Source organism: Ramlibacter sp. (genome assembly GCF_013697775.1).
Taxonomy (GTDB): domain Bacteria; phylum Pseudomonadota; class Gammaproteobacteria; order Burkholderiales; family Burkholderiaceae_C; genus Ramlibacter.
In genome coordinates this window covers 1-9,883 of the sequence record NZ_JACCWG010000015.1, presented here as the reverse complement: position 1 = coordinate 9,883, position 9,883 = coordinate 1, and the positions used below count along the sequence as shown (strand labels likewise).

The following is a 9,883-nucleotide window of genomic DNA, read 5'->3' as shown; positions in this document are numbered from 1 at the left end:
CGCCTGCACCACGCCGGCGGCGCGCAGCGCGGCGATGCGCTCCGGCGCCAGCCCGGCCTCGGCCAGGATCTCGATGCTGTCCTGCCCCAGTGCCGGCGCGTTGCGCCGGTGGCGTCCCGGCGTGAGCGACAGCTTGGGCGTGATGCCGGGCAGGGCGATGGTGCTGCCGTCGTCCATCACGATGTCGTCGAACATGCCGCGCGCACGGTAATGCGGATCGGCGGCGATGTCGGCCGCCGTGTAGATGCGGCTGCCCGGCACGCGGGCGGCGTCCAGCATGGCCAGCGCCTGCACGACCGTGTGCCGCGCCGTCCATTCGCCGATGGCGGCGTCGATTTCCGCCACGCGGCCGACGCGGCCGGCGTTGTCGGCAAGCTGCGGATCGTTGCCCAGGTCGTCGCGGCCCAGGGCGTGCATCAGCCGCCTGAAGATGCTGTCGCCGTTGCCCGCGACCAGCACGTAGCCGTCCAGGCATGCATAGGTGTTGCTCGGCGCGACGCCGGGCAGGGCGCTGCCGGCCGGCTCGCGCACGTGGCCGAAGGCGCTGTATTCGGGCAGCAGGCTGTCGGTGCAGTTGAACACCGCCTCGTACAGCGCCACGTCGATCACCTGGCCGCGGCCGCTCGCGTGGCGGTGCTGCAGCGCCATGAGGATGCCGATCACGCCGTGCAGCGCGGCCAGCGTGTCGCCCATCGAGACGCCCATGCGCACCGGCACGCGGCCCGGCTCGCCGGTGAGGTGGCGCAGGCCGCTCATCGCCTCGGCGATGGCGCCGAAGCCGGGGCGGTCGCGGTAGGGCCCGGTCTGGCCGTAGCCGCTGATGCGCAGCATGACCAGGCGCGGGTTGGCGGCCAGCAGCACGTCGGGGCCGAGCCCCCACGCCTCCATGGTGCCGGGGCGGAAGTTCTCGATCAGCACGTCGGCCTCGCCGGCCAAGGTGCGCACGATCTCCTGGCCCGCGGGATCGCGCAGGTCCAGCGCCAGCGAACGCTTGTTGCGCGACTGCAGCTGCCACCAGACGGAGGTGCCGTCCTTCAGCAGGCGCCACTTGCGCAGCGGATCGCCGGCGCCCGGCGCCTCGATCTTGATGACGTCGGCGCCGAAGTCGCCGAGCGTCTTGGCGGCGAACGGGCCGGCGATGAGCTGCCCGAGTTCGAGGACTTTCAATCCTTCCAATGGACCTGGGTTGGATAGATCTTGCATAGGTATTGTGTTGTTGTGGTGTGTGTGTGTGACAGCGGCTCCGCTGCGGATTCTCGGTGCCGTGCCCTGCGCGGCGAAGTCGCGTTTTGCCAGCACTACCATCACCATTCGCGAGCACTCATGGCATGGATGAGCCCCGGCTTGCGTCCCCCGCAGCCATGCCCGCCGAAGGGGTCCGCCATCGGCAACCGAGAGCAGGTCCGCGCTGCACCGGATTGACAATGGGAGTGAAGGCCCAGACCATCGGGACGCCGTTCGAAAAAAGACAAACACGAAGCAAAGGAAACAATCGTGTCGCACCTCCCAAGGCTCTCTCGCCGGCTCGTGCTGGCCGCGCTACCCGCTTCCATTCTTCTATACAGCCCTGCATCCTTTGCGCAGGCGCCGGATCCCCGCATCGCGGCAGCCAAGGCGGCCGGCAAGGTCAACTGGTACACCTCGGTCGCGCCCGACGAGCTGCGCAAGGAACTGATCGAAGGCTTCAAGAAGAAGACCGGGCTGGACGTGGTCGTCTACTACGGCGGCACGGGCACGGTCTACAGCCGCCTGTCCACCGAGCGGCGCACCAAGTCGTACAACGTGGACGTGGTGACGCTGGGCGACCCCGACCTGGTCGACGAGCTCACCACGGCGAACGCGCTGAAGAAATACCGCAGTGCCAATTTCGCCAGCGTGCAGGACGCCTACAAGGACAAGAACGACCAGTGGGTCGGCATCTGCTTCTACGGCCTCACCAAGGCCATCAACACCAACCTGGTCAAGCCCGGTGCCGCGCCGCAAAGCTGGGCCGAGCTGGCCGACCCGAAGTGGAAGGGCAAGGTCGTGATTTCCGATCCGGCCAAGAGCGCCAGCGGCCTGCTGATGCTCAAGGCCATGGTCAAGGAGCAGGGCTGGCCCTGGGTGGAGAAGCTGCTGCGCAACGACCCGCTGGCCATCGCCATCGCCCCCGGCATCGAGCAGGTGCTGGCCAACGGCGAGCGCAGCGTGTCCACCGCGGCCACCTCGTTCCTGTCGGAAACCATGAAGGCCAAGGGCCCGGTCGAGGCGGTCGGCGAAGTGCTGTTCACCTCGCCGCTCACGGCCAGCCTGATCGCAGAAGCGCCCAACCCCAAGGGCGGCGAACTGCTGATCGACTACCTGACCTCCAAGGAGGCCGGTGACAGCTTCCGCAAATTCGGCTGGTTCTCCAGCCGCGGCGACGTCGAAGGGCCGTACGGCTTCCCGTCGGCATCGAAGCTCAAGGTGAAGTACCCCACGGTCGACCTGCCTCTCACGCGCAGCCAGCTCCTGGAGCAGTACGGCCAGATCGTCCAGAAGGCGAAGAGCGGCTCGTGACCTCGGCTGCCGCAACGCTGGGCGCGCCGGCGCGCAGGGCGGGCCTGCGGCTGGGCCTCGGGCCGGCGCTCGCCATGGCGTGCGCGCTGGTCTGCGCCTTCGTGGGCTATCCGCTGCTGTCGTCGCTGGGCGTGTTCCAGCTGGACGAGGTGGTGAAGGTCTTTCGCGCCTCCAACAGCGAGCCGATGGTGAACTCGCTGCTGCTGGCGGCCTTCACCATCGTGCCGTCCACCATCATCGGCGTGCTGCTGGCGTGGCTGTGCGCGCGCACCAACCTGCCGGGCCGCTCGCTGATCTCCGGGCTGGTGTCGATCTCGTTCGTGATCCCGGTGCTGCTGACCAGCGTGGCCTACATCTTCCTGTTCGGCAGGAACAGCGGCCTCGTCAACCGCGTGTTCGCCGACGTGCTGGGCGGCCCGCTCTACAACGTGTACTCGTTCTCGGGCGTGGTGCTGCTGTCGGTGCTGCACACCTATCCGCTGGTGTTCTTCACCACCCTGGGCGGCCTGAGCAAGATGAACCCCGAGCTGGAGGAAGCCGGCCAGGTGGCCGGCCTGTCGCCGGCGGGCGTGTTCCTCAAGATCACGGTGCGCACCATCATGCCGTCCATCATGGCCGGCGTGACCTTCGTGGTGGCGGAGTCGCTCACCGTGCTGGCCGCGCCGCTGCTGCTGGGCGCGCCGATCCAGCTGCGCTTCATGACCACCGAGCTGTTCGGCACCATCGTGGTGGAGTCGAACCTGGCCGCCGCCATCGCGCTCAGCATTCCGCTGGTCGCGCTCACGCTGGCGGCGGTGGCGCTGCAGGCGCGGCTGATGGGGGGCGCCGGCTCGGCGCGCTACGTGGTGGTCGGCGGCAAGGGCGCGCGCAGCGAAACGGTGCAGCTCAAGCGCTGGAAATGGCCGCTGACCCTGTTCGCCTGGACGCCGGTGTTCATGTCGCTGGTGCTGCCGGTGGCCACGCTGCTGGCCGCCGCCTTCATGGACCGCTGGTGGAAGGGCCTGCGGCTGTCGAACTTTTCGCTGCGCAACTTCCAGTTCCTGGCCGGCGACAGCTCCACCCTGCTGGCCATCGGCAACAGCCTGCTGCTGGCCTTCGGCGTGGCGGTGGCGATGGCGATCACCGGCGCCCTGCTGGCGATCCTGGTGGCGGGCGAGCAGACGCCGCTCAAGCGCGCGATCCGCGGCCTGGCGGCCATTCCGCTGGGGCTGCCGCACGTGGTGGCGGCGGTGCTGATCCTGCTGGCCTGGTACGGCGCGCCGTTCCGCCTGGGCGGCAGCATCTGGATCCTGGCGTTCGGCTACGTGTTCGTGATGATCCCGTATGCGCTGCGCACCTGCGACGCCGCCCGCGGCCAGATCGACAGCAGCCTGGGCGAGGCCGCCTCCATCGCCGGCATGGGCAACGTTCAGACATGGCGCTACGTGATGCTGCCGCTGATGAAGAGCGGCATCGTGATCACCTTCGTCATCGTGTTCCTGTTCACCATCAAGGAGTTTTCGTTGACGGCGCTGGTGTACGGCGCCGACACCATCACGCTGCCGGTCCTGGTCTATACCTTGCTTGAAGGTGGCAGCTACGAGCGGACCGCCGCGGCCTCGATGCTGCTGCTGCTGCTCACGGTGCTGGGCCTGGTGCTGGCCAGCAAGGTGTTCCGTGTGTCGATGAACAATCTGAAGGTGTGAGCGTGCAAACAGGGACCAACAAGGACTTTCTCTCGCTGGTGGGTGTGGGCAAGCGCTACGGCGCGACGCGCGTGCTCGAGGACTTCAACCTGTCCATCGCGAAAAACGAGTTCATCACCTTGCTCGGCCCGTCCGGCTGCGGCAAAACGACCACGCTGCGCATGATCGCCGGCTTCGTACAGCCCACCGAGGGCGAGATCCTGCTGCAGGGTCAGAGCCTGTCGTCCGCTTCGGTGCACGTGCCGCCCGAGCGCCGCAACATCGGCATGGTGTTCCAGAGCTACGCGGTGTGGCCGCACATGTCGGTACGCGAAAACATCCAGCTGCCGCTGCGATTGCGCAAGATGTCGGGCGCCGAGGTCCGCAAGCGCACCGACGAGGTGCTGGAGCTGTGCCGCCTGACCACCTGGGCCGACCGCAGCCCGCACCAGCTGTCCGGCGGCCAGCTGCAGCGCGTGGCGCTGGCCCGCGCACTGGCCTACCGCCCCGCGCTGGTGCTGCTGGACGAGCCGCTCAGCAACCTGGACGTGGCGCTGCGCGAAGAACTGCGCGCCGAGCTGCAGCTGCTGCACCGGGCGATCGAATCGACCTTCGTGCTGGTCACGCACGACCAGGTGGAAGCCATGTCGCTGTCCGACCGCGTGGTGGTCATGTGCGACGGCCGCATCGAGCAGGTCGGCGCGCCGCACGAAATCTACCAGTCGCCGGCCACCGAGTTCGTCGCCAACTTCGTCGGCGCGGCCAACGTGCTGGCCGCCGAGGTGGTGGCCGTGCATGGCGGCACCTGCGAGGTGCGCGTGGGTGCGCTGCCGCTGCACATGCGTGCGCGTCCCGGCGTTGGCGTGGGCGACACCGTGTCGCTGGCGATCCACCCCGAGGCGGTGCAGCTGGGGGGCGACGGCAGCGGTGGCAGCGGCCGTGAAGCCAACCGCTTCACCGCGCGCGTGCTGCGCTCCAGTTTCCTGGGCCGCACGCACGAGATGCTGCTGGACGTGCAAGGCGTGCAACTGCGCGCGGTGGCGCTGCGCGGCCAGCTGCCGGCCGAAGGCGCCAACGTGGCGGTGTCCATCGCCGCCGACGCCATCGTGGCGATCGGCCGCGACACGGGCGGCGCGCTGGCGGCGAACGAGGAACCAATGGCGCAGCCCGCGCAGCGCCAGGTGCCGCAGCCGATCGCCGCCTGACGGCAAGCGGCCGCGCGCCGCCCGCTGCTACTTCGCCAGGCCCTGCTTCACCAGCCACTGCTGGATGCGCGCTGCGATCTCGTCGGAGTTGCGGTCCATCATCATCATGTGGGTGTTGCCGGCAATGCCCGCTTCCGGCAGCGACAACCGGTCCGCCGTGCCGCCCGCCTTGGCCAGGTTCGCGCGGAACTTCTCCTGCCGCGCCATGATGCCCTGCCAGAACGGGTAGCGGTCGATGTAGTCGCCCCACACCCATAGCATGGGAATGCCCTTGATGCGGCCGTAATCGGTGGTGTCGGGGTCCGGCGAGCCGGAGGGCTCGACGACGACGATGGCCTTGACCTTGTCCGGCTGCGCCAGCGCCGCCTGGAACGCGAAGTTCGCGCCTTGGCTGTGCACCACGATCACGCAGGGGCACTGCCGCCGCACATAGGCGTCGTACGCCGCCTGCGTCGCCGCGTCGTTGCTGGACCAGCGCGGAATGCCCTGCCTGGCGAACTGGTCGAAGGCCTCGACCGGAAAGCGCGCGCCGGGGTTGGTGCTGCGCTGCGCCGCATCGGTCCGGTAGGAGCCGTTGGGGCCAATGCGAAACAGCTCCCAGGCTTCTTTCTTCGGCCGGAAGAACGGCTCGCTCTTGAAGATTTCCGGGTAGCGCGCCCACGAGGCGCGCCCGCGCTCCACCGCATCGCTCACGTACACGTCGTGGCCGGCGCGCAGGAAGAAGCTCTCCCAGCCGGGCTGGCCGTCGGGCTTGGTCTCGAAGGTCACGCCGGACAGGCCGCCGCCGTGCCACAGCATCAGCGGGTACGTTGCCTTGGGCCGCTCCAGCCGCGTGTAGCGTGCATAGAGCGACTCGACCTCGAAGTCGCCGTTCGGGTCCACCTTCAGCGGCGGCGCGCCGGGCGTGAAGGTGATCTCTTTCGGCGGCAGGCCGGCCAGCGTGACGGCGCGCCCGCCCATGTGGTAGCTGCCGACTTCCTTGACCTGCAGGCCGGTAGTTGCGGTGGTGGAACAGGCCGCAAGGCCCACGGCCGCGCAGGCGATGCCCGTCCATTTGACGATGGTGGTGATGGCGGTCTCTTTGGCTTTAATGGTTGGGTGCTTGTTTATTACAAGCGCACCCCGCGCGCCGGCCAATGCAAAACTGATGGGCAGCCTTCGCGAACCGAGAGGTGTGTGCTACATTGGTTCGCAGTGGATTCCGATTCATCCGATGCAATGCATGCTTCCACGCGCCGGTTCACCCGGCGCGTCGATCTGGCATCTCTCCAGCTTTTCGTCGCCGTCGGCGAAATGGGCTCCATCGGCAAGACGGCCGAGCGCGAATCGATCGCCGCATCCGCCGTCAGCAAGCGCCTGTCCAACCTGGAAGATGCGCTCGGCACGCCGCTGCTGTACCGCCATGCGCGCGGCGTCGACCTGACGGCCGCCGGCGAAACCTTTTTGCGCCACGCCCGCTCGCTGCTGTTCAGCCTGGACAAGATGCAGGCCGAGCTGAGCGAATACGCCGAAGGCGTGCGCGGCCACGTGCGCATCCACGCCAACATTTCCGCCATCCTGCAGTTCCTGCCGGAAGACCTCGGCGGCTTCGTGGCGAAGCACGAGGAAGTGAAGATCGACCTGGAGGAGCACGTCAGCTCCGACATCGTGCGCGCGGTGCGCGACGGCGACGCCGACATCGGCATCTGCTCGCAGCAGGCCACCAACACCGGCCAGCTGCAGTCGCGGCCCTACCAGCGCGACAAGCTGGTGCTGGTGGTGCCGCGCGGCCATGCGCTGGCGGCGCTGCCCTCGGTGCGCTTCGAGGACACGCTGGACTACGACCACGTCGGGCTGCACATCAACAGCGCCATCTACATCGGGCTGCGGCACGCCGCCGCCGAGGCCGGCCGCATCATCAAGCTGCGCATCCGCGTGACCAGCCTGGACGCGATGTGCCGCATGATCCACAACGGCCTGGGCATCGGCGTGCTGCCGGACCGCGCCTTCGAGGTGCTGCACAGCCTGGGCGACCTGCATGCCGTGCCGCTGACCGACGAGTGGTCCGAGCGCGGCCTGCAGCTGGTGGCACGCGACTTCGACGGGCTGCCCGCCGCGGCGCGCGTGCTGGTGGACCACCTGAGCGAGTGCGCGGCACGCAGGCCCGGCGCCAAGCTGGCCGGCGCCTGACTCAGGCTGCCTGCACGACCTCCACGGCCTGGCCCACCAGCAGCACCGCCAGCGACTCTCCGCTGCCCGCCTCGTACCGGTCGTAGCCGGCAGGCGCGTCCGCGGCACCGCCGAACAGCATGTCGTTGCCCTTGCCGGAGCGCACGAGGTCGTTGCCTGCGAGCGCATCGATGGAGTCGGGCGCGGCGTCGCCCTGGATGTCGTCATCACTTTCCGTGGGTTGGGGTATAGGCCATGGATCACTCCTGGCGGCGCGGGCGCCGCTCCCGGCCGCGTCGCGGCCAGGTGATGCGGGACTCGAAAGGAAGAAGAATGCCGGCGGGCGAGCCCGGTGCAGGCCAGCGGTGCGCACGTGGCGCCGGATCACTCTACGCCCGGCGCTGCGCCGCAGGTCCGGCGATGACAAGAATTACGGCGCGTGCGCGTGCGCACACAACTTCTGTCGACCTGCTGTCGCGTCCCGCAGGCCTACAGCAGCCGCTTGAGGTAGCGCCCGGTGTGGCTGCCCGGATGCGCCGCAATGTCTTCCGGCGTGCCCTGCGCCACCACCGTGCCGCCGCCCGAGCCGCCTTCGGGGCCCATGTCGATCACCCAGTCGGCGGTCTTGATCACGTCCAGGTTGTGCTCGATCACGACGATGGTGTTGCCGGCGTCGCGCAGCTGGTGCAGCACGCGCAGCAAGAGGTCGATGTCGGCGAAATGCAGGCCGGTGGTCGGCTCGTCCAGAATGTAGAGCGTGCGGCCGGTGTCGCGCTTGGACAGTTCCAGCGCCAGCTTCACGCGCTGCGCCTCGCCGCCCGACAAGGTGGTGGCCGACTGGCCGAGCTTGATGTACGACAGCCCCACGTCCAGCAGCGTCTGCAGCTTGCGCGCGATGGACGGCACCGGCCGCAGGAACTCCAGCGCGTCCTCCACCGTCATGTCCAGCAGCTGCGCGATGTTGCGGCCCTTCCACTGCACTTCCAGCGTCTCGCGGTTGTAGCGCTGGCCCTTGCAGACGTCGCACGGCACGTACACGTCGGGCAGGAAGTGCATCTCCACCTTGACTACGCCGTCGCCCTGGCAGGCTTCGCAGCGGCCGCCCGCGATGTTGAAAGAGAAGCGCCCCGGACCGTAGCCGCGCTCCTTGGCGGCGGCGGTCTCGGACATCAGCTCGCGAATCGGCGTGAACAGGCCGGTGTAGGTGGCCGGGTTGCTGCGCGGCGTGCGGCCGATGGGCGACTGGTCGACGTTGATGACCTTGTCGAAATGCTCGATGCCCTCGATCGCGTCGTGCGCCGCCGGTTCCTCATGCGCGCGGTACAGCGTGCGCGCCACGGCCGCATAGAGCGTGTCGTTGACCAGCGTGGACTTGCCCGAGCCCGAGACGCCCGTGACGCAGGTGAACAGCCCCACCGGGATGTCCACCGTCACGGCCTTCAGGTTGTTGCCGCGCGCGTTCTCGATGCGCAGAACTTGCAACCCCGTTCGGGCTGAGCTTGTCGAAGCCCTCGCGCTGCCTTCGACAGGCTCAGGCTGAACGGGTGTCCACGGGTTGCGCCTGGCCGGCACGGCGATCTTCAGCGTGCCCGACATGTACCTGCCGGTCAGCGACTCGGCGCTGGCCAGCACCTCGGCGGGCGTGCCCTGCGCGACGACGCGGCCGCCGTGGATGCCGGCGCCCGGGCCCATGTCCACCACGTGGTCGGCCGCGCGGATCATGTCCTCGTCGTGCTCCACCACGATGACGCTGTTGCCCAGGTTGCGCAGGTGCTTGAGCGTGGCGATCAGCCGGTCGTTGTCGCGCTGGTGCAGCCCGATGCTGGGCTCGTCCAGCACGTACATCACGCCGGTCAGGCCCGAGCCGATCTGCGACGCCAGCCGGATGCGCTGCGCCTCGCCGCCCGACAGCGTCTCGGCGCTGCGGTCCAGGCTGAGGTAGCTCAGGCCGACGTCGTTCAGGAATTTCAGGCGCGAGTCGATCTCGCGCACCACCTTGCCGGCGATCTCGGCCTTCGCGCCCTTCATGCGCAGGCCGCGGAAATAGGCGTGGCTCTCGGCCAGCGTCATGCGGCCGATCTCGAAGATCGCCTTGGGCGCCTCGCCCGGTTTCCCGGCGTCGCCCGGCTCGCCCAGCTTCACGTGGCGCGCCTCGCCGCGCAGGCGCGTGCCGTGGCATTCGGGGCAGGGCTGCAGGCTGCGGTAGCGCGCCAGTTCCTCGCGCACCGCGGCCGAATCGGTTTCGCGGTAGCGCCGCTCCATGTTGGGAATGATCCCTTCGAACACGTGCTTGCGTGTGACCTTGCGCCCGGCCGAGGCGCCCGACTC

General features: G+C 68.8%; 8 protein-coding genes. 4 read left to right on the top strand and 4 right to left on the bottom strand.

Annotation, left to right across the window (positions count from 1 at the left end; all coding sequences use genetic code 11):
* On the bottom strand, positions 1-1,203 hold a 1,203-nt coding region (locus tag H0U68_RS00925; protein WP_296352227.1), incomplete at its 3' end, for a CaiB/BaiF CoA-transferase family protein.
* 291 nt (positions 1,204-1,494) lie between these two features.
* Here H0U68_RS00925 and H0U68_RS00920 point away from each other — a divergent pair.
* The 3 genes from H0U68_RS00920 to H0U68_RS00910 are packed head-to-tail and all read left to right on the top strand — an operon-like array spanning position 1,495 to position 5,407.
* Complete coding sequence (locus tag H0U68_RS00920; RefSeq protein WP_296352225.1) at positions 1,495-2,538, top strand: extracellular solute-binding protein; 1,044 nt, start codon at positions 1,495-1,497, stop codon at positions 2,536-2,538.
* Positions 2,535-4,223, top strand: a complete 1,689-nt coding sequence (locus H0U68_RS00915; RefSeq protein ID WP_296352223.1) for an iron ABC transporter permease — start codon at positions 2,535-2,537, stop codon at positions 4,221-4,223. The genes H0U68_RS00920 and H0U68_RS00915 overlap by 4 nt, the downstream gene beginning before the upstream one ends.
* 2 nt (positions 4,224-4,225) lie before the next feature.
* Positions 4,226-5,407: an ABC transporter ATP-binding protein gene (locus H0U68_RS00910; RefSeq protein ID WP_296352221.1), complete on the top strand. Its 1,182-nt coding sequence runs from the start codon at positions 4,226-4,228 to the stop codon at positions 5,405-5,407.
* 27 nt (positions 5,408-5,434) lie between these two features.
* Here H0U68_RS00910 and H0U68_RS00905 read toward each other — a convergent pair whose 3' ends face one another.
* A complete protein-coding gene (locus tag H0U68_RS00905) occupies positions 5,435-6,544 on the bottom strand; it encodes an esterase (RefSeq protein WP_365730316.1) in 1,110 nt (369 codons plus the stop codon).
* Between the two features lie 81 nt (positions 6,545-6,625).
* Here H0U68_RS00905 and H0U68_RS00900 point away from each other — a divergent pair, with 81 nt between their 5' ends.
* Positions 6,626-7,576, top strand: a complete 951-nt coding sequence (locus H0U68_RS00900; RefSeq protein WP_296352219.1) for a LysR family transcriptional regulator — start codon at positions 6,626-6,628, stop codon at positions 7,574-7,576.
* Position 7,577: 1 nt separating this feature from the next.
* On the opposite strand, the gene H0U68_RS00895 is transcribed toward H0U68_RS00900, so the two are convergent.
* Positions 7,578-7,982 (bottom strand): hypothetical protein, encoded by a 405-nt coding sequence (locus H0U68_RS00895; protein ID WP_296352217.1) that lies wholly within the window; start codon positions 7,980-7,982, stop codon positions 7,578-7,580.
* Positions 7,983-8,044: 62 nt separating this feature from the next.
* Positions 8,045-9,883 (bottom strand): excinuclease ABC subunit UvrA (gene uvrA / locus H0U68_RS00890; RefSeq protein WP_296352215.1); only part of this gene is annotated, 1,839 nt, incomplete at its 5' end.

Bases quoted from the DNA above. Each gene is read 5' to 3' on its own strand.
- H0U68_RS00900 (WP_296352219.1), top strand. From the start codon at position 6,626: ATGCATGCTTCCACGCGCCGGTTCACCCGGCGCGTCGATCTGGCATCT.